The sequence below is a fragment of the Burkholderia sp. AU33545 genome (genome assembly GCF_020419685.1).
Classification (GTDB): domain Bacteria; phylum Pseudomonadota; class Gammaproteobacteria; order Burkholderiales; family Burkholderiaceae; genus Burkholderia; species Burkholderia diffusa.
The window spans coordinates 172,206-196,891 of the sequence record NZ_JAIZRQ010000005.1 but is presented as its reverse complement, the minus strand read 5'-3'; the positions used below and the strand labels follow the sequence as shown (position 1 = coordinate 196,891).

At 63.7% G+C, this 24,686-nt stretch carries 19 protein-coding genes, 1 tRNA gene and 3 pseudogenes; 9 read left to right on the top strand and 14 right to left on the bottom strand.

Annotation, left to right across the window (positions count from 1 at the left end; translation table 11 throughout):
• Positions 1 to 3 precede the first annotated feature (3 nt).
• From LGM71_RS18330 to LGM71_RS18305, 6 genes and pseudogenes are all read right to left on the bottom strand, one after another.
• Positions 4 to 978, bottom strand: coding sequence for a DUF4123 domain-containing protein (locus LGM71_RS18330; RefSeq protein WP_226115721.1), 975 nt, complete (start codon positions 976 to 978; stop codon positions 4 to 6).
• Positions 979 to 983: 5 nt separating this feature from the next.
• Entirely contained in the window at positions 984 to 3,515 is a 2,532-nt protein-coding gene (locus LGM71_RS18325; protein ID WP_226115720.1) for a type VI secretion system Vgr family protein, read from the bottom strand.
• A gap of 454 nt (positions 3,516 to 3,969) precedes the next feature.
• Positions 3,970 to 4,530 (bottom strand): annotated as a pseudogene (locus LGM71_RS18320) (ATP-binding protein); the annotation flags it as partial.
• A 209-nt stretch (positions 4,531 to 4,739) separates the two neighbouring features.
• Positions 4,740 to 5,423, bottom strand: a pseudogene (gene istA, locus LGM71_RS18315) (IS21 family transposase); the annotation flags it as partial.
• A 259-nt stretch (positions 5,424 to 5,682) separates the two neighbouring features.
• Positions 5,683 to 5,776, bottom strand: a tRNA-Ser gene (locus LGM71_RS18310).
• A 110-nt stretch (positions 5,777 to 5,886) separates the two neighbouring features.
• Positions 5,887 to 7,140 carry an aspartate kinase gene (locus LGM71_RS18305; protein ID WP_040144529.1) on the bottom strand — a complete coding sequence of 418 codons (1,254 nt, stop codon included), beginning with the start codon at positions 7,138 to 7,140 and terminating at the stop codon, positions 5,887 to 5,889.
• Between LGM71_RS18305 and LGM71_RS33425 the strand changes: the two are divergent.
• Positions 7,123 to 7,360 (top strand): annotated as a pseudogene (locus LGM71_RS33425) (hypothetical protein); the annotation flags it as partial. The gene LGM71_RS18305 and the pseudogene LGM71_RS33425 overlap by 18 nt on opposite strands.
• A 122-nt stretch (positions 7,361 to 7,482) precedes the next feature.
• On the opposite strand, the gene tilS reads toward LGM71_RS33425, so the two are convergent.
• The 4 genes from tilS to cysS all read right to left on the bottom strand — a co-directional run bounded on the left by tilS (position 7,483) and on the right by cysS (position 12,314).
• Positions 7,483 to 8,889 (bottom strand): tRNA lysidine(34) synthetase TilS, encoded by a 1,407-nt coding sequence (gene tilS, locus LGM71_RS18300; RefSeq protein WP_174920036.1) that lies wholly within the window; start codon positions 8,887 to 8,889, stop codon positions 7,483 to 7,485.
• Positions 8,890 to 8,932: 43 nt separating this feature from the next.
• On the bottom strand, positions 8,933 to 9,904 hold the full coding sequence (locus LGM71_RS18295) for an acetyl-CoA carboxylase carboxyltransferase subunit alpha (protein ID WP_059607910.1): 972 nt from the start codon (positions 9,902 to 9,904) through the stop codon (positions 8,933 to 8,935).
• A 99-nt stretch (positions 9,905 to 10,003) separates the two neighbouring features.
• Complete coding sequence (locus LGM71_RS18290; protein WP_059607911.1) at positions 10,004 to 10,873, bottom strand: DNA-3-methyladenine glycosylase family protein; 870 nt, start codon at positions 10,871 to 10,873, stop codon at positions 10,004 to 10,006.
• A 43-nt stretch (positions 10,874 to 10,916) separates the two neighbouring features.
• Positions 10,917 to 12,314 (bottom strand): cysteine--tRNA ligase, encoded by a 1,398-nt coding sequence (cysS, locus tag LGM71_RS18285; protein ID WP_226115719.1) that lies wholly within the window; start codon positions 12,312 to 12,314, stop codon positions 10,917 to 10,919.
• Between the two features lie 234 nt (positions 12,315 to 12,548).
• Here cysS and LGM71_RS18280 point away from each other — a divergent pair, with 234 nt between their 5' ends.
• The 4 genes from LGM71_RS18280 (at position 12,549) to LGM71_RS18265 (ending at position 15,295) form a co-directional block, all read left to right on the top strand.
• Entirely contained in the window at positions 12,549 to 13,271 is a 723-nt protein-coding gene (locus LGM71_RS18280; RefSeq protein ID WP_170296462.1) for a tetratricopeptide repeat protein, read from the top strand.
• A gap of 39 nt (positions 13,272 to 13,310) precedes the next feature.
• A complete protein-coding gene (locus LGM71_RS18275; RefSeq protein WP_012364186.1) occupies positions 13,311 to 13,886 on the top strand; it encodes a peptidylprolyl isomerase in 576 nt (191 codons plus the stop codon).
• 89 nt (positions 13,887 to 13,975) lie between these two features.
• On the top strand, positions 13,976 to 14,467 hold the full coding sequence (locus tag LGM71_RS18270; RefSeq protein ID WP_006483987.1) for a peptidylprolyl isomerase: 492 nt from the start codon (positions 13,976 to 13,978) through the stop codon (positions 14,465 to 14,467).
• Between the two features lie 27 nt (positions 14,468 to 14,494).
• Complete coding sequence (locus tag LGM71_RS18265; protein WP_059607914.1) at positions 14,495 to 15,295, top strand: UDP-2,3-diacylglucosamine diphosphatase; 801 nt, start codon at positions 14,495 to 14,497, stop codon at positions 15,293 to 15,295.
• Between the two features lie 39 nt (positions 15,296 to 15,334).
• On the opposite strand, the gene cysE is transcribed toward LGM71_RS18265, so the two are convergent.
• Both cysE and LGM71_RS18255 read right to left on the bottom strand, forming a co-directional pair.
• Positions 15,335 to 16,108 carry a serine O-acetyltransferase gene (gene cysE / locus LGM71_RS18260; RefSeq protein WP_226115718.1) on the bottom strand — a complete coding sequence of 258 codons (774 nt, stop codon included), beginning with the start codon at positions 16,106 to 16,108 and terminating at the stop codon, positions 15,335 to 15,337.
• A gap of 311 nt (positions 16,109 to 16,419) precedes the next feature.
• Positions 16,420 to 17,244 carry an RNA methyltransferase gene (locus LGM71_RS18255; RefSeq protein ID WP_151050922.1) on the bottom strand — a complete coding sequence of 275 codons (825 nt, stop codon included), beginning with the start codon at positions 17,242 to 17,244 and terminating at the stop codon, positions 16,420 to 16,422.
• Positions 17,245 to 17,523: 279 nt separating this feature from the next.
• On the opposite strand from LGM71_RS18255, the gene LGM71_RS18250 reads away from it, so the two are divergent.
• From LGM71_RS18250 to LGM71_RS18240, 3 genes are all read left to right on the top strand, one after another.
• Entirely contained in the window at positions 17,524 to 18,327 is an 804-nt protein-coding gene (locus LGM71_RS18250; protein ID WP_059607917.1) for an inositol monophosphatase family protein, read from the top strand.
• A 110-nt stretch (positions 18,328 to 18,437) separates the two neighbouring features.
• A complete protein-coding gene (locus LGM71_RS18245) occupies positions 18,438 to 20,060 on the top strand; it encodes an NAD(P)/FAD-dependent oxidoreductase (RefSeq protein ID WP_151050924.1) in 1,623 nt (540 codons plus the stop codon).
• Between the two features lie 237 nt (positions 20,061 to 20,297).
• Positions 20,298 to 21,203 carry a helix-turn-helix transcriptional regulator gene (locus LGM71_RS18240; RefSeq protein ID WP_226115716.1) on the top strand — a complete coding sequence of 302 codons (906 nt, stop codon included), beginning with the start codon at positions 20,298 to 20,300 and terminating at the stop codon, positions 21,201 to 21,203.
• 116 nt (positions 21,204 to 21,319) lie between these two features.
• On the opposite strand, the gene LGM71_RS18235 is transcribed toward LGM71_RS18240, so the two are convergent.
• Entirely contained in the window at positions 21,320 to 22,210 is an 891-nt protein-coding gene (locus tag LGM71_RS18235) for a transporter substrate-binding domain-containing protein (RefSeq protein WP_226115715.1), read from the bottom strand.
• Between the two features lie 613 nt (positions 22,211 to 22,823).
• Positions 22,824 to 23,588 (bottom strand): SDR family NAD(P)-dependent oxidoreductase, encoded by a 765-nt coding sequence (locus LGM71_RS18230; RefSeq protein ID WP_226115713.1) that lies wholly within the window; start codon positions 23,586 to 23,588, stop codon positions 22,824 to 22,826.
• A gap of 141 nt (positions 23,589 to 23,729) precedes the next feature.
• Here LGM71_RS18230 and LGM71_RS18225 point away from each other — a divergent pair, with 141 nt between their 5' ends.
• Complete coding sequence (locus tag LGM71_RS18225) at positions 23,730 to 24,647, top strand: LysR family transcriptional regulator (RefSeq protein ID WP_212152220.1); 918 nt, start codon at positions 23,730 to 23,732, stop codon at positions 24,645 to 24,647.
• Positions 24,648 to 24,686 lie beyond the last annotated feature (39 nt).

Sequence of the window (24,686 nt, the reverse complement as noted above, 5' to 3'; positions counted from 1 at the left end):
CAATCAACGGGACGACGAAGCACTCAATCGCTCGTACCAAGCGCCGTCTCGAATTTCTACAATATCTTCGTCCGTCAATACGCTAATGGCTGCCGTATAAAACTTGTCTGGCGCTCTTGCGCCCAAAAGCTGCAGCACCTTCGGATGTAGGTCGAATTGCGGGTGCCATGCCAGAGCACTCTCAACAAATGCCACGCGATCGTCCCGGTCGAACAGTCCATAGCGCTCCGCACGCTCAGCGGCAGCAACTGCCGCAGCAATTTCGGACGGTTCCGGTTGACGATCAACCTTCATGGCATACAACGCAAGCGCTCTATTGACTAATCCGTGACGATGAATCTGCTGCCACTGCTCAGTCGTCAACGAAAGATCGGCTCGCGACCCTGCCGACACACTGTACGCGCGAGGTTTAGCGCCCGCGTCGAGCGCATGCCATACCTTTACCGGCCCCAGTAGCGTCTGCTGTTGTTCTTGGGAGAGCACTGGCCAGATCAAACTAAGGGCTCGCGTATCATAGAAGCGCAGCACACACGGCAGCCCTTCCTCGTTGTACTGCAAAACGTGGCGGCCCCAATGCTCGGCGACCTCGTCCAACGATGCCTCACTGGCGAGCCATCCACCGACGCGCTGCCCCAGTCCTTCGGCCATTGACATAGGGCGACGATCCTCGAAGGCAATCCTCACACTCCCCGCAAAAACTCCAGCCCCTTCGGGAGTATTAAGGTCCAACTCGACAAGATACGGCCGGTGATTGTCAGGAAACGCGTCGTGCATCACCTCCACGATCGCACGCTTCAATTCGCGGAACCGCTCAGCTTCCTCGTCGTCATTCGTGAAATCTCGCTGACTCGGATCGACAACGAGATAGCAGTGCATCTCCGGCCGCTTGCTGAAATATGTGCGCAAGCTGCTGATGGCCGCGTCTATCGCGATGACCTCGGGGGACTCGTCCACACCGAGCGCGTCTGAGTTCTCCATATCCACTACTCCAGTACAACGCTCGAAGCGCTATCTGCGGACGCCGAAGCCGTCTTCCAGGCACACCCCTTCGGCACGCTCGCAATCGGTGAAGGCAGACGCATCGACGACGCTCCCGGTTTGTCCCAATTCGCACACTTCTCGAGAATCTGCCCGCTCGTCCCGTTCTCGATCAGATCAGGCGTGATCTTGATGTACGATCCGCCCGCGCCGATCCAGATCTCCTTCTCCGCCGAAATAACGACTTTCCCGTTCGAACTCGTGATCGTCACGTCGTTGAGCGCCGCGAGCTTCATCTCGTCGCTCTGCGCCTGAATTTCGACCTTGCCCTTGGACGCAAAGAGCTTGATTCCGGCGTTCTGCGCGAACAGACTAATCTTCTCCATCACGCTTACGATCAGCGATTTGCCGGCCGCCACGTGCGTGCTCTTGCCGCTGACGATATTGACTTGCTGATTGGCCGTCAGTTGCGCTGAATCCTGAGTCGAAAGCCCCAAGCCCGCAGGGCTCGCCATCAGCATGATCGGCGTCGAGAAGCCATTCGCATTGCCCGTGCCGCCGCCGCCCGTACGACCGCCGCTGCCAGCGCCGCCGCTCACGCTATAGTGCGTCGCGTCGGTGAACTTCTTGAGCGCATCCTGCCCTTCCTGCAAACTTTCGGCCTGGTTCGCCGAGCTCGCCTGCGACGTCAAATCCACAACGGTTTCAGCACTGGCTAACTGCTCGGACGCAGCAGTAACGTTCAACGGCTGGTTCGTCGCTGTCGGGTGGGTAGATACGAACAAGCCCTGCCCGGCCCGAATGGCGCCATAGGCGTCTGATTTTAGGTCGAACCCGCTCCCAAGGAACGCACCGCGTGTATTGTCGGTCTGCTGGATCAGGTACCCCAAGTGCAAGTGGGACTGATAGCTGCTCGAGTAAAGGTGAACCCGATTCTGCTGCGTCGAGTCGTCCATTACGAGCTGGTTGTAGCCGGTGCCGCCATACTCGCGCGAGCGCTGACCGGATAGCAGACCGTTCGTGTGCCATACCGGCTGTGTAGCCCCCCCGTACATTCTCGCGATGATGACGGGCCGGTCACAGTCACCTTCCATGAAACCGACGACCACTTCGTCGCCCTTGCGCAGCGGTTGAATCCCACCACGATTGGAGCCAGCATCAAGGAACGTCGGGCGCACCCAGCACGATGCACGTTCATCCTGGCCATTGCGGCGATTCCAATGGAACCACACCTTCACGCGGTTCAGTGAATCGGTATACACCTCTTCCCCGCTTGGCCCGGCGACGATTGCATTCTGCAACTGCATCACCGGCTTCTTGTGTTCGAACGGGCTACGGAAGGGGACGTTGCGCGGCTGCGCCTCGACCGCCACCTGAAAGAAACCTTCGCTGCCGTCTGCATGCCGGACCGTCGCGCCAGCCTTCGCTTGCGCAACTTCCGCAGCCAGCCCGTCGGGAAATTGATCCGCCTCGTCCAGACCAGGCAGGTTATTGCAAATCAGCCAGTCAACCCCGAGCAGAACAAATTCGCGATCCGGTTGACTGCCCGCATCATGCACCGGATGACCGCGAAGTTCGAAGCGCCGCCCCGGCATCGCGCAGCGCAAGCCGCCTATTCCATGAAAACGTTTCATCCGCGATTTGCGCTCTTCAAGGCGAATCTGAGCAAGACGCTCACCTTGCTCACGGTCCGACCACATGTACGCGCCAGGGTAGTCGTAGATTTCCCCATCGGTCGGCAACTCGCCGTTCACGTCCGTCACACCCTGTACCTGCCGAGGGAGATCGGGGCGCTTGTAGTCGAACGAGCGCGACGTCAGTTGTGCACTGTCAATCTGACGCTGCTCCTGCCACTGCGCGAACCCGTCCAGTTCCCCGCTGATTTCCGTGGGACCGAACTCGACAACGGGCTGTTTCAGTTGCGGGACGAAATAAACGTCGTCCGTCAAAACCATCGTGTGCGAGCGGCCATTTTCGGCATGCTCGAAGTACGGAAATACGCCTACCTCCTCCATGCTGCGATAGACGAAATTCAGGTCGTATTCCCACTGCACGCGATTCGAATAGGACGGCAGCGGCTTGTGTAGATCGATGCGGAACGCGCCCCGTGCTTGCGGATGCTCATTGAAGACGTCCACCAGAATCTGCTCGCCGTTCTGCTCCTGCCAGTCGCGCATATCGCGGCGCAGGCGCAAGAAATAGAGCCAGGACGAGAACGCCAGCTTGTAAAAAGTCAATGGCCCATCCGCGCCCAGCCTGCTGAATCGGTGAACGTAGCCATGGATCGGCATGTATGAGCCGTCCGTCTGCTGAATCCAGAGCGTGACCGGCTTGGCGAGTAGCGCACTCAGTTCAATCTGGCTACCGCGTGGCGAAACGGCATCGATCACGAATTCATAATCGCGACCGAGTCGAGCCGTTCCTTTCACATAGAGCGGCAATAACCAGTCGACGCCAAGCGGCGTGTCGAGTTTGACAAGACGATTGTATTGCGCGTCGCCCAGACGCAACGTCTTATAAAGTGCGGTGTGGCCCATGCAGCTTTCCCTTGGTTGGTATTCAGGTGGGGTTTCTGCCGAGGGCTGATTATAAATGCCTTTCGGAACAAGACGATAGTGCGCCTCGCAGACCGACCTATCTCGAATACATTGGCAGCCTGAAGTTCGTGCGTAAAATTGCCGGAATCTCACAATCTTTCAGGAAAAAATTTCCGACTGCTTCGTGAGCCAGATTTTTTAAATCACATATCACCTTCCTGAGCCCGGCCAGCTACGGCCGCTCCGTCGATGCATTTCCGCATCGGCGCAATTCGCTCAGGAGTTTCCGTGATTATTGATTTCCACCGAGTCTTAACCCACCGTTTTCCATCTAAATCTGACCCACCCCGAGACAGCCGAGTACATCCGTTCCGGTGGGGATAACTCTTCGTTTTCAGCCGGTTTCGCTGCTCTCTTCCTCGTTGCCTTTGCTTTGGCAGATCGTGTGCTCTTACAGCTTTGAGAGCAGATGGACCAGCAGTGCGCCACCGGTCTGGCTGAACGGCAGATAGCCCAGTTCATCGAGAATCACCAGATCGACGTGCATCAGCTTGTGGGCGATCTGGCCTTGTTTTCCGGTCGACTTCTGGAGCTCCAGTGCGTTGGTCAGCTCGATGGTCGAGAAGTAGCGCACACGCTTGCCGCGGCGTTGGACGGCCTCGATTCCGATCGCTGAAGCGAGATGGGTTTTCCCGGTGCCGGGCCCGATGAACACGACGTTGTGCGCACTCGCGCAGAACGACAGTTCGCTGAGTTCGCGCATCACCGCTTCATCAACGTGTGCCTAGGCGAAGTCGAAGCCGTTCAGGTCACGGTGAGCCGGGAAGCGCGCAGCGGTCATTTGATAGGCGATCGAGCGCACCTGCCGTTCGGCGGATTCGGCCATCAACAGCTGCTTCATGAAATGCTCCGGCTCGAAGTCCGTGTGGCGCGACTGCGCGAGCAGCTCCGGCCGCGTGCTCGCCGTGCCGTGCAGTTTAAGGCCCTTGAGCTGGGCCGCGATATTGTTAGGCATGACGATCCTACGGTGGGTTGGCGCGCAGCGTCTCAACGGCTCACGTCGTCGGCCGCGGGCTCTTCCTTGAGCTGGAGTTTCGTCGTGGCGAGGCTGCCATTCGTGACGGGCGCCCTCAGCCTGCTCAGCACGTTCAGGACGCGCGCTGCGCTGGGGTGTCCTGTATCCAGCGCAGCCTGTACGGTGTGCAGCACTGCATCGAGCCGGTGTTCGCGCTCGAACAGGTAGTGGCTGCACATCGCTTCGAACCGCGCGTTGACCGCGCGCTCCTTGCCGCGGCCAACCTTGTCCACGGCGGTCTTCATATTGTCATAGATGCCGCGCCGGGGCACGCCGCCGAACGCGGCGAATGCGCGGGCGTGTGCGTCGAACAGCATCTCGTGGCTCTGGGTGAGATCGGCGACAAGCTAGAACGCGCGGCTGGCGTTCAGCTTGACGTGGGCGACGTCCAGGCGTCGCCGCAACCCGCCGATTACGGCATATTCGCAGCTCCAGTCGAACTGGAAGGCTTCGCCGGGTTCGAAGGCGAGCGGCACGTACGCCTTCCTGCGAGGTGCTTCGGCCTGCTCCTCGTGCCAGCGCCTCACGAATGCGCTAACGCGGCCGTAGCTGCCAGCCTAACCCTCGCCGCGGATCGCCTCGAACATGAACCGCGCGGTGCGCCGGTCCCGCTTCGGGCGATGACTGTCCGCGCGCAGCCAACCCGTCAGCAGCGCGACCCACTCGTCGATGACGCTCGGGCTGACGCGCTTTGGATACTGTGGCTCGACGGCATCGAACTGCCGCAACCAGTTGCGCACCGTGTTTCGGGACAGGCCCGTACGCCTCGCAATCTCGCGTAGCGGGACCTTCTCGCGGAAATACATCCGCCTGATCTTGGCCAATATGTCCACCGTGATCACCTTTGCATCCCCTGCTCAAGGACTGAGCAGGGCATTCAATCACGTGGGGCGAAATTCGATGAAAACTACTGGCTCAGGTGGGTCAGTTCTGCACGGACATGAACACACAAGCAATGATGGTCTTTACCAGAGCCGTCTTGATCGCCACGGTAGCCCCCTTCTCGTTTTGTTCTCGAGTATAGGTTGAACGCGAGCCACAATAGAAAAAGCCCCGCAAGTCCGAGAACTTGCGGGGCTTTGTCACCGCTTTTGGCGGAGACGGAGGGATTCGAACCCTCGATCCAGGTTTTGGCCCAGATGCTCCCTTAGCAGGGGAGTGCCTTCGACCTCTCGGCCACGTCTCCCAAACCTTCGCTCGCACCAGGGAGGCAGTGCGACGAGAACAAGATCATATAGGGTTTGGAGCCGTTGGTCAATTTCTATGATGCATTTTCTTCAATGCATCACAAAAAATTCACGCGGCCTGATCAAGTTCGAATGCCTTGTGCAGCGCGCGAACAGCCAGCTCCATGTATTTCTCGTCGATCAGCACCGAAATCTTGATTTCGGACGTCGAGATCATCTGGATGTTGATGCCCTCTTCCGACAGCGTGCGGAACATCTTGCTCGCGACGCCCACGTGCGAACGCATGCCGACGCCGACGACCGACACTTTCGACACCTTCGGGTCGCCCTGCACGCGCTCTGCGCTCACATGGCCCTGCACCTGGTTGGTGAGGATGTCCATTGCCTTCTGGTAGTCGCCGCGGCCGACCGTGAACGTGAAGTCCGTCTTGCCTTCGACGCTCTGGTTCTGGATGATCATGTCGACGTCGACGTTCGCATCGGCAACCGGGCCGAGGATCTGATACGCGATGCCCGGCTTGTCGGGCACGCCCATCACCGCAATGCGTGCTTCGTCGCGCTGGAACGCGATGCCGGAAATGACTGCCTTTTCCATGGTCTCGTCTTCTTCAAAAGTAATCAGGGTGCCCGAGCGCATTTCTTCGTCGAGCGCAATCAGCGGATCGGTCAGGCTCGACAGCACGCGCGTCTTCACCTGGTATTTGCCGGCGAATTCGACCGAGCGGATCTGCAAGACCTTCGATCCGAGGCTGGCCATTTCCAGCATTTCCTCGAACGTCACGCGATCGAGGCGTCGCGCCTCTTCGACCACGCGCGGGTCGGTCGTGTAGACGCCGTCGACGTCCGTATAGATCAGGCACTCTTCGGCATCCAGCGCGGCCGCGACCGCCACCGCCGACGTGTCCGAGCCGCCGCGGCCCAGCGTCGTGATGTGGCCATCCGGATCGACGCCCTGGAAGCCCGTGATGATCACGACCTTGCCGGCGTTCAGATCGGCCTTCACGCGCTCGTCGTCGATCGAGTGGATGCGCGCCTTCGTGAACGCGCTGTCGGTCTTGATCGGCACTTGCCAGCCGGCATAGCTCACGGCCTCGACGCCGATTTCCTGCAGCGCGATCGACAGCAGGCCGACGCTGACCTGCTCGCCGGTCGACGCGATCATGTCGAGTTCACGCGGGCTCGGCTGGCTCGAAATTTCTTTCGCGAGCCCGAGCAGACGGTTGGTTTCGCCGGACATCGCGGACGGCACGACCACCATCTGGTGCCCGGCCTGATGCCATTTTGCGACGCGTTTCGCGACGTTCTTGATGCGCTCGACCGAGCCCATCGAAGTGCCGCCGTATTTGTGTACGATGAGTGCCATTGTCGTTCTGAACAGAAGGAGAAGCCGCACGGGCGCGCTGGGCAGGCCGCGTTGCCGTTCGGTCACGCGGCTTGTGGCTGTGGACGGACGACGAGGGGGACGGCTGGGACGCAACACGCAAGCGTGACGGATTTTGCCCGGAAGGCCGATCAGGCCGCGCAAACCGGGTACGTCACGCGGAAAACCTGCACAAATCGCTCAAAAATCGAGCCGAGCAAACGACCGAGCGTACCCGATAGAGGCCCGCTTGACAAGCCGCCCGCCGGTTTGGCAAGCGTTCCGGCGCTGTTTACCAAATGGTGAAAACCGGCGCGCGATCGCGCGGCCGGAAGCGTGCAGGCGCTACGCGATCAGCAGGTCGGGACGCCACTCGATCCGGCGCCATCCGCCGTCGCCGGACAGCCCGTCGCCGTGATTCACGCCGAGCCGCGGCACGTAGACTAGCCGGTCGCCCGCGAACAGCAGCGGCACGTCACGCTGCCAGGCCGGCACACCGCGCTCCTGGAACAGGTTCTTCAGCGTGCGGCCCGGGCCGCCGGGCGACGTACGCAGCCGCTCGCCGCCCGCGCGGGCGCGCGCGGTGAGCGCGGCGCTTCGCAGCAGCGCCTCCGGTACCGCGCCGTCGCTGCCGGCTTCGGCCGGCGCGAATACGAACGTGCCGCGCCATGCCGGTACGTGCCAGACTTCCTGGCCGTCCCACGCAAGCGATGATTCGGGGTGCGGCGTTCCGGCACCGTCGTCGGCCGGCTCGGCGCTGTCGCCCGCCTCCCAGTACACGGTGTCGCGATAGAGTCGCAGACACTGCCCCGCGTGATCGATCCGCAGCGCATGCGAGTCGTGCGCGGCGCGCAGTTGCCGCATCATGTTCGCGAGCCGCCCTGCCGATGCGCCGGGCAAGCCGAGCCGGCGCATCCAGAAACGCAGCAGGTTCGCGCCGCGCGTGTCGTCAAACGCGACCAGCGCATCGCGCGACAGCGCGTGGCCCTCGTCGCGCGCGGCGCCGGCGAAATCCAGTTCGGCGAGATCGTCGAGCAGCCGTTGCGCGGCGGCCGCATGCTGGGCCGCACGGCCCAGCGCATCGCGAAAGCCCGGGAAATGCACGGCGAGCGACGGCAGCACGTCAAGGCGCAGCGCATTGCGCGCATAGCGCGTATCGCCGTTCGATTCGTCGTCGATCCACGTCAGCTCGCGCTGCGCCGCGTAGCGCTCCAGTTGCGCGCGCAACAATCGCAGCAGCGGTCGCACGCGTTCGACGCTCGTACCGTCAGGGCGATAGCGCGGCGCCATCGCGGCCAGGCCCGCAATCCCCGCGCCGCGCAGCAACTGCAGCAGCACGGTCTCCGCCTGGTCGTCGGCATGCTGCGCGACCCAGAGCGCGGCCACGCCATGACGTTCGCACATCGCGTCGAGCGCCGCGTAGCGGCGCTCGCGCGCGGTCGCCTCGACACCGAGGCCGCTGTCGCGCGGCACGTCGACACGTTCCGATTCGAACGCGACGCCGAGTCGCTCGGCCGTCTCCTGCGTATGCGCGACCCATGCGTCGGCGTTCGCACTCAGGCCGTGATGCACGTGCAACGCGACGCAGCGCGATGCGCCCGCCACGCGCACGGCCGCGTCGAGCAGCACGGTCGAGTCGAGGCCGCCGCTGTACGCGATCGCGATGCGCGCATTGGCCGGCAGATCGGCAAGCGCAACGCCGACCGCGTCGAGAACGACGCGGTCGGCGGAGAATTCGGTCGAGGGGATCACGAGACGGACGCGCGCCGGACGGCGCGCGATGGGAACACGCCGGTCATGCGCCGGGCGTGGTTTCCTTGAACTTGCCGTAGGCCATCAGGCGCTCGAAGCGGCGCTCGCGCAGCGCATCGATGCTCATGCCCTGGAACTGGCGCAGCGAATCGGCGAGCGCACGGCGCAGCAGCGCGGCCATGCCCTTCGGATCGCGATGCGCGCCGCCGAGCGGCTCGTTGATGATCTTGTCGATCAGGCCGAGCGCCTTCAGGCGATGCGCGGTCAGGCCCAGCGCTTCCGCAGCCTCGGGCGCCTTCGCGGCGCTCTTCCACAGGATCGATGCGCAGCCTTCCGGCGAGATCACCGAGTAGGTCGAGAACTGCAGCATCATCACGGTGTCGGCCACGGCGATCGCGAGCGCGCCGCCCGAACCGCCCTCGCCGATCACGGTCGTGATGATCGGCGTCTTCAGTTCGGCCATCACGTACAGGTTGCGACCGATCGCCTCCGACTGGCCGCGCTCTTCCGCGCCGATGCCCGGATACGCGCCCGGCGTGTCGACGAACGTGAAGATCGGCAGCCCGAACTTCTCGGCAAGACGCATCAGGCGTTCGGCCTTGCGATAGCCTTCCGGACGGGGCATCCCGAAGTTGCGCGCGGCGCGTTCCTTCGTGTCGCGGCCCTTCTGATGGCCGATCACCATGCACGGATGGCCGCCGAAGCGCGCGAGACCGCCGACGATCGAAATATCGTCTGCGAATGCGCGGTCGCCATGCAGTTCGTGAAAATCGGTAAACAGTTCCGCAACGTAATCGAGCGTGTACGGACGCTGCGGATGCCGCGCGATCTGCGAGACCTGCCACGGGGACAGATTCGCGTAGAGGTCCTTCGTCAGTTGCTGGCTCTTCTTCGACAGCCGCTCGATTTCTTCCGAAATATCGACAGCCGAGTCGTCCTGCACGAATCGCAGCTCTTCGATCTTGGCCTCGAGTTCGGCGATCGGCTGTTCGAAATCCAGAAACGTGGTCTTCATGTGTTCGAATCCTTGGGTCTTGCAGCAGCGCGTATTCTACCCGCGCGGGCGACGTGCAAGACCGGTTCTCAACTATTGATGTTTAAAACCCGATAGCCGTCAATCGGCGCCGGCGTCCGGCGTGTCGAGACTGCGCCACATGTACCAGGTCGCGACGGTACGCCACGGCTCCCAGTTGGCGGCCACTTCACGCGCCTCGCTGCGCGTGACGGGCTCCCCGCTGAAATAATTGACGCTGATCGCGCGGATCAGGCCCGGATCGTCGAGCGGCAGCACGTCCGGCCGCGACAGGTTGAAGATCAGGAACATCTCGGCCGTCCAGCGACTGATGCCGCGGATCTGCGTGAGTTCGGCGATCACGTCCTCGTCGTCCATCGACGTCCATTTGTCGACGTGCAGCGCGCCGGACACGAAGTGTTGCGCGAGATCGAGAATATATTCCGTCTTGCGCTTCGACAATCCGCACGCGATCAGCTTGTCCGCGCCGAGCCGGATGACCGGCTGCGGCGCGAGTTTCGGACACGCATCCTCGATGCGCGCCCACAGTGCCTGTGCGGACGGCACCGAGATCTGTTGGCCGACGACCGAACGCGCGAGCGTGACGAACGGGTCGCCGCGCTTCACGAGGTGTGCGGGGCCGAACTTCGGGATCAGCTTCTTCAGGATGCGGTCGCGCTTGACGAGATCGGCGCACGCCTTGTCCCAGTATGCGGGACGCACGGCACCGTCGGCGCCGTCGACTGCCGCATCGGCTGCACGCACCTTGCGGGCCGCGTCAGCGGCCGCCATCGCGACCTCCGGCTGCGCCGCATCCGCGCCCTTCCCGCGCGCTGGCCTCGCATGACCGTTGAGCGCGCCGTTCGGCACGGCGCGCGTCGCGTCCGCCTTGGCCGCTGGCGCGCGCTTGGCCGCCGGACGCGCGGCGAGCGGAGTCGCGCGCCTGACCGGCGCTTTTCTGGCCGTTGCCATCTTGCCTCCTACCTGACGGATCGGTCAGTGGAACGCACCGCGCTCATACGCGACGCCATTCGGTCGATCCGCCCGGTTTGTCTTCAAGTGCGATGCCGGCGTCGAGCAGTTCCGCCCGAATCCGGTCCGCTTCGGCATAGTCCTTCGCTTGCTTCGCCGCGACGCGCGCGGCGATCTTCGCTTCGATTTCGTCGGCTGCGACCCCGCCTGCCTGTGCGGCACCAGTGCCCTGCTGCAGGAACGCGCGCGGTTCGCGGCCAAGCAGGCCCAGCAGGCCCGCCAGCTGTTTCAGTTGCCGCGCGAGCGACGCATCGCGCGTGCGGTTGACTTCGCCCGCCAGCTCGAACAGCGTCGCCACCGCGACCGGCGTGTTGATGTCGTCGTTCATCGCGGCCGCGAAACGCTGCGCATGCGGCTCGTTCCAGTCGAGCGCGAGCGCGTCCGGCTCGACATCCTTCAGCGCCGTATACAGGCGCGTGAGCGACGCGCGCGCATCGTCGAGATGCACGTCGCTGTAGTTGAGCGGCGACCGGTAGTGCGTGCGCACGATGAAGAAGCGCATGACCTCGGCGTCGTAGCGCTCGAGCACTTCGCGGATCGTGAAGAAGTTGCCGAGCGACTTCGACATCTTCTCGTTGTCGACCTGCACGAAGCCGTTGTGCATCCAGTAGTTGACGAACGTCTCGCCGGTCGCGCCTTCGCTCTGCGCGATCTCGTTCTCGTGGTGCGGGAATTGCAGATCCTGCCCGCCGCCGTGGATGTCGAAATGGTTGCCGAGCAGCGAGCAACCCATCGCCGAGCACTCGATGTGCCAGCCCGGGCGGCCCGTCCCGTACTTCGACGCCCACGACGCACCCTCCGGCTCGTCGTCCTTCGCGCGCTTCCACAGCACGAAATCGAGCGGATCCTGCTTCGCGTCGTTCGCGGCGACGCGTTCGCCCGCGCGGAGGTCGTCGAGCGACTTGCCCGACAGCTTCCCGTAGTTAGCGAACTTGCGCACCGAGTAATTGACATCGCCGTCGGTCGCCTGGTACGCGTAGCCGTTCGCCTCGAGCGCCTCGATCATGCCGAGCATCTGCGGGATGAACTGCGTCGCGCGCGGCTCGACGTCGGGCCGCTGGATGCCGAGCGCGGCTTCATCCTCGTGCATCGCGTTGATGAACCGGTCGGTCAGCGACTTGATCGTCTCGCCGTTCTCGACGGCGCGGCGGATGATCTTGTCCTCGATGTCGGTGATGTTGCGCACGTACGTGACCCGATAGCCGATCGCACGCAGCCAGCGCTGGACGAGGTCGAACACGACCAGCATGCGCGCGTGGCCCACGTGACAATAGTCGTAGACGGTGATTCCGCATACGTACATCCGCACTTCGCCGGGCTGGCGCGGCACGAAAACTTGCTTGTCACGCGCGAGCGTGTTGTAGATGCGCAGTGATTCCATAGAGATGAACCGTGAGCCGAAGGAAACCGCCCTGGCGAAGCTCGCCCAGCATGCGAAACGGACGGACCATCTGCCGCGGCACCAGGCCGCGCGTCCTCGATATCACATGGGGCGGTCAGGCTGCAAGCACAGCGGTGACGGCCACGAGAGGCTAAGAAAGACTGTCTGCCGCTCGCCGGAACGCGCAGACGTTTTGTTAGAATGGCTCGGAGTATAACATTCCGATTTACGCCTATGAAACCTCATCGCGGCCGCGCGCCGAGCGCTGCGACCCTCGTCGCGACCACCGTCATGAGCGTCGCGCTGACGCTTTTCGCGGCTCCCGCGGCGCATGCGCAGAAGGCCCCTGCGGTCGCCGACGGCACCCCCGAAATCGACGCGTCGATCGCCGGCAAGCAGTGGAAACAGGCGCTCGCGCAGCTCGACGCGCGCATCGCGTCGAACCCGCACGACGTGCAGGCGCAGTTCAAGCGCGGCACCGTGCTCGCCCGCCTGAACCGCGACGACGACGCGATCCAGCAGTTCGTCGCGATCACGCAGGCCTACCCCGAACTGCCCGAACCGTACAACAACCTCGCCGCGCTCTACGCGAAGCACGGCCGCTACGACGAAGCGCGCAGCGCACTCGTCACCGCGACGCAATCGAACCCGAGCTACTCGCTCGCGTACGAGAACCTCGGCGACCTTTATCTGCGCCTCGCGGCCGAATCGTACAAGCGCGCGCAATCGCTCGGCCGCACGAGCGGCGCGACTGCGCAACGCCTCGCCGACCTGCAGAAGATCGTGTCGCCACCGAAGGCGGCAGCGAACGCGCGCGCCGTCACGCCCGCCACGCGCGCGTACACCGATCGCGCCGCCGCGAACGTGAGCACCACTACGCTGCCGATGTCGCCGACGTTCCAGTTCAATGGTCCGTCCGGTGCGCTGACAGCGCCGTACGTCGCGCCGTCGCAGTAAGCGGCGCAACCTTCCTTCCCTCCCAATCTGAGGATCGCAATGAAACGTCTGTTGCTGGCGCTTGGCGGCGCCGCCCTTCTCGCGACCGCGCCCGCGTTCGCGCAATCGGCCACCGCGCACCCCGTCGTGCAGCTGAAGACCTCGCAGGGCGACATCCGCGTCGAGCTCTATCCGGAGAAGGCGCCGAAGACGGTCGCCAACTTCCTCGATTACGTGAAGGCCGGCCAGTACAACGGCACGATCTTCCATCGCGTGATCAAGGGCTTCATGATCCAGGGCGGCGGCTACAAGACCAACTTCGAGGAGAAGCCGACCCGCGCGCCGATCCCACTGGAAAGCCGCAATGGTCTGAAGAACCTGACGGGCACGATCGCGATGGCGCGTACCAGCGATCCGAATTCGGCCACCGCGCAGTTCTTCATCAACACGGTCGACAACAGCGGCCTCGACTACCCGAACCCGGACGGCAACGGCTATGCGGTGTTCGGCAAGGTCGTGTCGGGCCTCGACGTCGTGAAGAAGATCGAAGGCGTGGCGACGACCTCGCGCGGCCCGATGCAGGACGTGCCGGCCCAGCCGGTCCTGATCGAGTCGGCCAGCATCGTCTCGAAATAAGCACCTGCCGGCACGTCCGGCGCCACACGCGGCCGCGTCGCACGACCGGCCGCGTGCCATTTAAACCGCCTTACCGAAGGGAATTCATCATGGTTGAACTGCACACGAACCACGGCGTGATCAAGCTCGAGCTGGACGCCGCCAAGGCACCGAAGACGGTCGAGAACTTCCTCAACTACGTGAAGAAGGGTCACTATGACGGCACGGTGTTCCACCGCGTGATCAACGGCTTCATGATTCAAGGCGGCGGCTTCGAGCCGGGCCTGAAGCAGAAGCCGACCGACGCGCCGATCGACAACGAAGCGAACAACGGCCTGAAGAACGACAACTACACGATCGCGATGGCGCGCACGAACGATCCGCACTCGGCGACCGCCCAGTTCTTCATCAACGTGAACGACAACGACTTCCTGAACCACTCGTCGCCGACGCCGCAGGGCTGGGGTTACGCGGTGTTCGGCAAGGTCGTCGAAGGCCAGGACGTGGTCGACAAGATCAAGGGCGTCAAGACGGGCAACGCGGGCTTCCACCAGGACGTCCCGACCGACGACGTCGTGATCGAAAAGGCCGTGGTGGTCTGACGCATAGTCCGTTACGGAGGCACTTCGATGTTGCAGGAGAGTCCGCCGCGAAGCGTCTCCGCGGGCGTGCCGGGCGAGCGCGAATACGCGCAAGCCGCACGCCCGTTCCTGTTTCTCTCCGATCTGCACTTGAGCGAGGCGATTCCGAAGACGGTCGCCGCGTTCGAGCATTTCGTGAAATACACGGCCGACAGCGCCGACTCGGTGTTCATCCTCGGCGACCTGTTCGAATACTGGATCGGCGACGACGTGCTCGACCACGATCCGTTCGCGGCGCGCATGGCCGCGCTGATGCATACGTTCTCGGAACGCGGAATCGCGCTCTACGTGATGCACGGCAATCGCGATTTCCTGCTCGGCCGGCGCTTCATGAAGGCGGCCGGCGCGATGCTGCTGCCGGACCCGGCGCTGATCACATCGTTCGGCCAGCGCATCGTGCTCGCGCACGGCGACGCGCAATGCACGGCCGATCGCGGCTACCAGATATTTCGGCGGTTTGCCCGCAATGGCATCGCGCAAGCACTGTTTCTCGCGTGGCCGTTCCGCTGGCGTTGCGCGCTCGCGCAACGGATGCGCTCGAACAGCGAAGCGGGCCGGATGCGCCCCGCTTCGCCGCGCTACGACGTCACGCGTGAAGGCATCGCCGCGCTGTTCCGGAAGAGCCGCGCGAGCGTAATCATTCACGGCCACACGCATCGCCCCGCAAGCCACGCCGAACCGGGCGGGATTCGCTGGGTACTGCCGGACTGGGATCTCGACCACGGCAAGCCGCGCGGCGGCTATCTGCGCGTCGACGCCGAAGGCATCCACGCGATGCCGCTCGACTGACTCGATCGGCACGGCCGGCCGCCGCCGGCATGCACTGCGTTACGACTGGCGCTCGAGCGCCTTGCCTTCCAGCACCGCCGACAGCCTGCGCAGATCGAGACGCGCTGCGTCCGCGCCCTGCAGCGTTTCCAGATGCGCGCCGAGTTGCTCGAGCGCCGCGACGATCTCGTCCACGCGACGGCTTTCCTTCGCCGCGTGGTCGATCAGGCCGTGAATCGCGAGTGACATCGGGTCGTCCGCGTTCGGCGTGATCCCATACGCGCAGAATGCGGCGCGCCCGGGCTGCGGCTTCGATTGCGCCGGCATCACGATGCGCGCCGGATTGCCGACCGCGGTGCCACCTGCCGGCACCGGCTTCACGACGACCGCGTTCGAACCGATCTTCGCGCCCGCGCCGACCGTGAAACCGCCGAGCACCTTCGCGCCCGCGCCGACGATCACGCCGGCCTCGAGCGTCGGGTGGCGCTTCGCGCCGCGCGTGAGCGAGGTGCCGCCGAGCGTCACGCCCTGATAGATCGTGCAGTCGTCACCGACGATCGCGGTTTCGCCGATCACGACACCCATCCCGTGATCGATGAACACGCGCCGGCCGATCGTCGCGCCCGGGTGAATCTCGATACCCGTCAGGAAGCGCCCGGCCTGCGACGCGAAGCGTGCAAGCCAGTAGCGTTTCGCGCGCCAGCATGCATGCGCGAAGCGATGCAGCACGAGCGCGTGCAGCCCCGGGTAACAGGTCAGCACTTCCCAGGCACTGCGAGCGGCGGGATCCCGCTCGCGAATCGTCGCAACGTCTTCGCGCAGTCTAGTGAACATGATCTGATCTGGGCTGGGAAAAGGCCGGCGTGCCCCGCCGGCAATGGCCGGCCGTTATCGCACCGGGTAATTTGCTTATGACGTCCGCCGATTGTAGGGCCACTCGCGCGCGGCCGCACGGCGTCGCGCGTTCACCCCGCCGGCGGCACGGGTATTCGTGCGGAACGCCCGTCGCAGCTTGTCGACGAGGCCATCCGGTCGATCGGCGAGAACCAGGTCACCGACGTCAAGCGGCCGATGCAATGCTGCGTTCGCGGCGGGAACGCAGCCGCCCGGCGCGCGAGCGCCTGGCAGCCGGCGTGCCGACCCGCTTACGCGTCGCCGTCGGGCGTGCCGGATTTCAGCAGGATGTGCTTCGCGATGCCGCGCAGGATGTTGACTTCCTCGCGCTCGAGACCGGTGCGTGCGAACAGGCGCCGCAACCGCGGCATCAGCTTCTTCGGATTGCGCGGATCGAGAAAATCGAGCGCGATCAGCGCGTTCTCGAGGTGCGCGTACATCCGCTCGATCTCATCGCTCTGCGCGAGCGTGCCGGCTTCCGCCGGCGCCTGGTGCGACGGCTCGCTCCCCTGCTCCAGAAGCGCGACGCGCAGTTCATACGCGAGCACCTGCACGGCCTGCGCGAGGTTCAGCGAGCTGTAAGCCGGATTCGCCGGGATGTGCGCGAGCGCGCTGCACTGTTCGACGTGCTCGTTCGCGAGACCCGTGCGCTCGTTGCCGAACACGAACGCGACGTCGCCGGTGCCGACCTGCGTGCACGCCTGTTCGGCGGCCGCGCGCGGCGCAAGGCGCGGCGGCCCGTATTCGCGCGTGCGGGCAGTCAGCGCGATCGACCAGTGGACGCCGGACAGTGCGTCGCCGAGCGTGGGCACGACATGCGCGGACGCGAGGACGTCATCCGCGCCGCTCGCCATCGCGATCGCTTCGGGGTCGCTCTGCACATGCGGCACGCGCGGCGCAACCAGTACGAGCCTGGAGAAACCCATCGTCTTCAGCGCGCGGGCGGCCGCCCCGACATTGCCGGGATGGCTCGGCTCGACGAGCACGAAACGGGTGGACGTGAAGCCGCCGGACGGCGGCAGGGGCGAGGCCGTGCCCGATTCGGACGGCGCGGCGGGGTTCTGCGGGGTTTCCACTACATACGACTCGGTTCATCAGAATGGCAGTATGGTATCGCCATCGCCCCGGCAAACCCACTCGTCCGGACGGCCAGTGGGGTTTCCCCGCATTCCGGCCACCTGAAACTCTCGAAAATCGGGTAAAATCATGCGTTTACGTGTCGCACCCCGTGCGACACGGGTCGTACCCTGCTCTTTGTCAATTCGCGTCTCATCTCGTCCGGCACGTTTGCGCCGTTCCGGGCGGTGTGTTCCACTTCGTGGCGGCCCGTGCCGCCGGCTACAGGATCCAGGCTCATGCATCCCATGCTCAACATCGCTGTCAAGGCTGCGCGCCGCGCCGGACAGATCATCAACCGTGCCTCCCTCGACCTCGACCTGATCGAGATCCGCAAGAAGCAACAGAATGACTTCGTCACCGAAGTGGACAAGGCCGCCGAAGAGGCGATCATCGAGACGCTGAAGACCGCCTACCCCGACCACGCGATCCTCGCGGAGGAATCGGGCGAATCCGAGAACGAATCCGAATTCAAGTGGATCATCGATCCGCTCGACGGCACGACCAACTTCATCCACGGCTTCCCGTACTACTGCGTGTCGATCGCGCTCGAGCACAAGGGCGTCGTCACGCAGGCCGTCATCTACGATCCGAACAAGAACGATCTGTTCACGGCCACCCGCGGCCGCGGCGCGTACCTGAACGACCGCCGCATCCGCGTCGGCCGTCGCGACCGCCTGGCGGACGCGCTGGTGGGGACCGGCTTCCCGTTCCGCGAAAAGGACGGCCTCGACGCATATGCGCGCCTGTTCACCGAAATGACGCAGGCCTGCACGGGGCTGCGCCGTCCGGGCGCGGCCGCGCTCGACCTCGCGAACGTCGCGGCCGGCCGTCTCGATGCGTTCTTCGAGCAAGGCATCAACGTGTGGGACATGGCGGCGGGCAGCCTGCTGATCACCGAAGCCGGCGGCCTCGTCGGCAACTACACGGGCGACGCCGATTTCCTGCATCGTCATGAGATCGTCGCGGCGAACCCGAAGATCTACGCGCAGATGATCCCGATCCTGAACCGCTACAGCCGCGTGCATCCGGCAGCGGAGTAAATCCGGGCCGCGCCCGCGCGGCGCGTCTGACGCAGCACCGCTGCCGCCGGCACGCCGCCCCGCCCGTCTCAACACCGCCACGACTTCGTGGCGACCGTATCCGAATACTCATGTTACGGCTAAGCGAACTTAAACTCCCGCTCGACCACCCCGAGAGCGCCCTCGAGGCCGCGATCCGTGCGCGCCTCGCGGAGCTTGGCGTGCCGGCAGACGGGCTCCTCCGTTACACGGTGTTCCGCCGTGCGCACGATGCGCGCAAGCGCGCCGACATCAAGCTCACGTATATCGTCGACGTCGAAGTCAAGGACGAAGCGGCCGTGCTTCCGCGACTCGCCGGCACGCCGCATTGCGGCGTGACGCCCGACATGGCGTACCACTTCGTCACGAAGGCGCCCGAGCACGCCAACTTCCTGCGCCCCGTCGTCATCGGCATGGGGCCGTGCGGCCTGTTTGCCGGCCTGATCCTCGCGCAGATGGGTTTCCGCCCCATCATCCTCGAGCGCGGCAAGGCCGTGCGCGAGCGCACCAAGGACACCTTCGGCCTGTGGCGCAAGAGCATCCTCAATCCCGAGTCCAACGTGCAGTTTGGCGAAGGCGGGGCCGGGACGTTTTCCGACGGCAAGCTTTACAGCCAGATCAAGGATCCCCACCACTACGGCCGCAAGGTGCTCGACGAATTCGTCAAGGCCGGCGCGCCGGAAGACATCCTGTACCTGAGCCGGCCGCACATCGGCACGTTCCGCCTCGTCAGCATGGTGGAAAAGATGCGCGCGACCATCCACGAACTGGGTGGTGAAGTGCGCTTCGAAACCCGGGTCGAGGACATCGAAATCGACCAGGGCAAGGTGCGCTCGCTGACGCTGTCGAACGGCGAAACGCTCCGGTGCGATCACGTGGTGCTGGCCGTGGGCCACAGCGCGCGAGACACGTTCCAGATGCTGCACGAGCGCGGCGTGTACGTCGAAGCGAAGCCGTTCTCGCTGGGTTTCCGGATCGAACATCCGCAGGGGCTGATCGATCGCAGCCGCTTCGGCAAGTTCGCGGGTCACAAGCAACTCGGCGCGGCCGACTACAAGGTCGTCCATCACTGCAGCAACGGACGTGCGGTCTACAGCTTCTGCATGTGCCCCGGCGGCACGGTGGTCGCGGCGACCTCCGAGCCGGGCCGCGTGGTCACCAACGGCATGAGCCAGTATTCCCGCGCCGAGCGCAATGCGAATGCGGGCATCGTCGTCGGCATCACGCCGGAAGACTATCCGGGCGGACCGCTTGCGGGCATCGCGTTCCAGCGCAAATGGGAAGAACGCGCATTCGAGCTCGGTGGCGGCGATTACAGCGCGCCGGGCCAGCTGGTCGGCGATTTCATCGCGGGCCGGCCGTCGACGTCGCTCGGCTCCGTGGTGCCGTCGTACAAACCGGGCGTGCGCCCGACCGATCTCAGCACCGCGCTGCCCGACTACGTGATCGAGGCCATTCGTGAAGCGCTGCCGCAGATCGACAAGAAGATCGCCGGCTTCGCGATGCACGACGCGGTGCTCACCGGCGTGGAGACGCGCACGTCGTCCCCGATCCGGATCCGGCGCAAGGACGATTACCAGAGCGTGAACGTCGAAGGCCTGTATCCGGCCGGCGAAGGCGCAGGGTATGCGGGCGGCATCTATTCCGCAGCGATCGACGGTATCGAAGTCGCGCAGGCGGTGGCGCTCGATCTGATGTCGGCGCACACGTCCTGATATTGCAGGCCGGACTCGGCGCACGTATGCCCATGCGCCGAGTCAAGCCTGCATTTTCAATGCTTGCCCGGGGCGAGCTCCAATCGCCACATCGGGCCGACGGTCTCCGACCGTGATCTCCGGCCTTTGCGATGCGCCGCGGCCATTCAGAGGCCGGTATGCCGAACACGACTGACGCCGGGCCTGATTTCGCTTTGGTACACTTGGCGCCCAGGTTCTCTACGTTTCCACGCATCCATGGCCGCTGCACAGTCAGACAACGCGTCATCTGATTTCATGCCGGCTGACCTCAGGCAAAGCGTGATTACGCAGACGTTGCCGCATTCCCAGGTCGGCATCAGCCGACTGAAGACATCTCGTAGAAACATTGGCCGAACTGCGCCATATGAACTTGAAGACGCCGATCTCATCGTGTTGCAATTGCGCGCGTTCGGCGAACAGGAATTGTGGCGTGACGGACGCGTTGCCCGCTTTGTCCCCTATGACGCAGGGACCGTCACGATTCATGATCTCGATCGCAGATGGGTTTCCGACCTGAAGGGGGCGTTCGACTGCATCCATTTTCACCTCCCTCGCCGAACGCTGGAGGAGACGGTCGATGAAATCGGAGGCAGGCAGCGACCACAGCTTTACTTGCCGCCGCATTTGAGTGCGACGGATCCGATCATCCATCGGCTGGGCCACGCTCTGCTCCCCGCTTTAGCGCAGCCCGAGCATGCATCTCAGCTTTTTATCGACCATGTCGCGCTCGCCTTCCAGGCGCATGTCGCGCGCCTGTATGGCGGCGTCAGCGAGCGCCGGGGGAAGTCGACCTGCAAACTCACTGCGTGGCAGGAGCGAATGGCGAAAGGACTTCTTCTCGAACACCTAACCGGGAACATATCGATTGCCGATGTGGCGAAAGCATGCGGCCTGTCTCGCGGCCATTTCGTCAAAGCCTTTCATCAGACCACCGGGTTGCCGCCCCATCGCTGGCTGATCAATCAGCGCATCGAGCAAGCAATGATGTATATGCGCACGTCGTCCATGCCGCTGCAAATGATCTCGGATGCATGCGGCTTCGCCGACCAGAGCCACTTCACGAGAACATTTACGCGCGTCACCGGCGTTACACCGCGTCGTTGGCGCACGGACAACGTTTGAGGGCCGCATGAGCGACGCCTCGCTTTCGCAAGCGGGCATCTCTTTCTTGTCCGGCATGATCCGACAAGTCTTGGCGCACAAAGCTACGCCAAGACCTGCGCCACGTCGATCGATCGTCACTGCGCAGGTCGATCGCTGCGCGTGACCAGATTTCCCTTTAGTGCCGCGCTCATCGGCATGTCAAGATTCGCACCATGTGGCGGAATAGGTGATTCAAACCATTTTGCGTACAGGCGAGTGAATTCGCCACTCTTCATGAGCCGAGTGAGCGTGCCATCGACGAGTCGCTTGAACGCCGGATCGTCTTTGCGCACCATGCATGCGTATGGCTCCACCTGCAACGCGTCTCCCGTCACGGCCCACGTACCCGGGTCGTCCGCGTTGGCCCTGAGCCCATAAAGCAGAACGTCATCGAGGGCGAGCGCTGCCGCTTTGTCGTCCGCGACGATCTTTAGTGCGTCCGCGTAGTCCTTCGTCAGCACGACTTCGGCATCGATGTGCTGCGCTTCGAGTTGGCGTCGCAGCGTTTTTTCGTTCGTACTCCCGCTGACTGTCACGACGGCCTTATGCGTGAGGTCGGCATAGTCGCCAATGCGTGACGCCCGTTTTGCCATCAGCCGCGTACCGGCATAAAAGTAATTGATCGAAAACGCGACGTCCTTGCCGCGCGCCGAGGTGTTTGTCGTCGACCCGCACTCCAGATCGTAGGTGCCATTGACGAGCAGCGGAATTCGATTTTGACCGGTGACCGGCACGTAAGCGACCTTCAGATCCGGTCTGCGAAGTACCTTGCGAACGTCGTCGACGATTGCTTCCGTTACGTCCATCGAAAAGCCGACGGCTTTATGCGGTGTCAGCAGGTAGCTGAACGGCACGGCGGCTTCCCTGTACGAAACAACGATTTGATTGGACCGGGAGATTTTGTCCAACGTCTGCGCATTGGCGGTCATCGACGCGGCACACCCCGCGAATAATGCGGCAAGCATGGCAAAGGATGGGGATCTCATGATGCCTCTTTCACGACGTCTTCCCTGCAGAAGCTCGATTTGCCGAGCCGGCTCCGTCAGTAGCGGACCGCACGACGTATCCCTTGCCGCGCGTCCATCAATTCCGACGTGAATTCACTTTAAGCGGAGTCGATCGCCCCCGATTGACTCAGGTCAACGGCGCAGCGGCCTCGGAACAAGTGCCGGGACGGAGTCTCAGCACGACGCCGCAACCCGTATCGAGATCCGGTTGGTCGACAGGCCGCCTGCCCGCCTTGGCTGATCGATAAGCGTCATGCCGGCAAGACAAGCACCGGCGCTATCCCTTGGGGCCATCCGACCGGCCAAGCCGCACGAGCCAGAATTGTTGCCGGACACGGAGTCGTATCGCGCGATCTGCTGGCCTATCGGCCAACTTCGACCGTATTCGTCAAAGCCACTGGCAAACTTGGGCAACTCAAGCAACAACTTCATGCCGGATCTATGACCACGCTGTCGCCCGAGGCCTTTGAAGGCCACACGCCAATGATGCAGCAGTATCTGCGCCTTACCTGATAAGGCTCGGCGCACGAACCTACGCTGGCTCTTCCGAGGATCGACCGTTACCCACCGATCACAGACATCCAGCAGGCGCTTAGATCTGCTGCTGCCCGCCATCGACGAACAGCTCGATGCCGTTCACGAAGCTCGCGTCGTCCGACGCAAGGAATAACGCAGCGCTTGCGATCTCTCCGGGCTCGCCGAGGCGCCCCATCGGGATCTGGGCAGCCAGGTAATCGGCAAGACCCTGGCGTTGGACTGCATCGTCACCGGCGAGGTCGAGCAAGCCGGGCGTGCGCGTCGCACCCGGGCTGATTGTATTAACCCGGACGCGGCGATCCTTCAGATCGAGAATCCAGCTGCGTACGAAGGCGCGCACCGCGGCTTTCGAAGCCGAATACACGCTGAATGCAGCCGTGCCCGCGCTGCCTGCCGTTGAACCGGTAAGAATCACCGACGCCCCCTCGGCGAGCAGCGGCAACGCTTTTTGCACCGTGAAGAGCACGCCCTTCACATTGCGATCGAAGGTGTCGTCGTAGTGTTCTTCGGTGATGCTGCCAAGCGGCAGCATCGAACCGCCGCCGGCGTTGGCGAACAGCACGTCGAGATGCTCCTGTTCTTCCTTGATCTGCGCATACAGCGCGTCGAGCTCACCCAGCTTTGTGGAATCGACACGTACCGCCGTCGCGTTGCCGCCCGCTTCGCGGATGCCCTTCACTGCGGCATCTAGTTCAGCCTGACGGCGGCCGGTGAGGTAGACGTGCGCGCCTTCTGCCGCGAAACGCTGTGCGGTGGCGAGGCCGATGCCGCTGGTTGCGCCGGTAACGAGTGCAATCTTGTTGTCGAGCTTGCGTGCCATGGTGCTTCTCCTTTCGTTCGGTAAGTGGATGACTGCGTTCGGTGTTTCGTGCTGCGATGTGAGGAGAATATCGACGCCCAAGGCTTATCGAAATAGAATTGATTGCAATCAAACGTTGCAAAAATGAAAAGATGAGGGGAAATGGCGAAGCTGCCTGATTTCGAAGGACTTGCTATGTTCGCGAAGGTCGCGGAGGAAGGATCGTTCGCGGCCGCGGCGCGCGCGATGGGCGTGTCGGTGGCGACGGTCTCGCGGGGCGTCGCCCGTCTCGAAGACCGGTTGGGCGCGCGGCTCTTCAACCGCACGTCGCGCCAACTCTCGCTCACCGAGTTCGGCCGGACGATCTGCGATAAGGCCGGGGAGATCTACCGTCAGGCCGAAGAAGCAGAAAGCGCCGCGCGCGAAATGTCGGTGCAGCCGCGCGGACTGGTGCGCCTGGCTGTACCGATGTCGTTCGGGCTGCGCTGGGTCGCGCCGCTGCTGCCCGCGTTCTTTCGCGCGTATCCGGAGGTGTCGATCGACCTGCATCTTTCGGATGCGTCAGTCGATCTGGTTGCCGATGGGTTTGACGCCGCACTGCGCATTGCCGCGCTGCCTGATTCGTCGCTGGTGGCACGACGCCTGTGCCCGGTCACACAATTCGTGGTGGCGTCGCCCGCGTACCTGAAGCGCGAAGGGCGGCCCGCGCATCCGCGCGAGCTGGCGGACAGGCCATGCCTTTCATACGCGTATCGCGCGCGCAGCGATTTGTGGCGCTTCACGAACGCTGCAGGCGAGGAGGAGCCGGTCAAGCCGACCGGCCCGTTGCGCGTGACGAATTCCGATGCGCTGCTGCCCACGCTGCTCGACGGCCTCGCAATCGCCGAGTTGCCCGAATTCATCGCCGGCGAATATCTGGCCGATGGCCGCCTTGAGGCGATCCTCACCGACTGGTCGCTGACGAAGGGCGGCCTTTACTTCGTCACGCCATCGGCGCGTGCACGTCCGGCGAAGGTGGCGGTGCTGTCCGACTATTTTGCGGAGCATCTCTCGGAGCCGTCATGGCGATGGCCGAAGTAACGCAGTGGCGAGGATGAGCCCACACTCTGGATGGCCGAG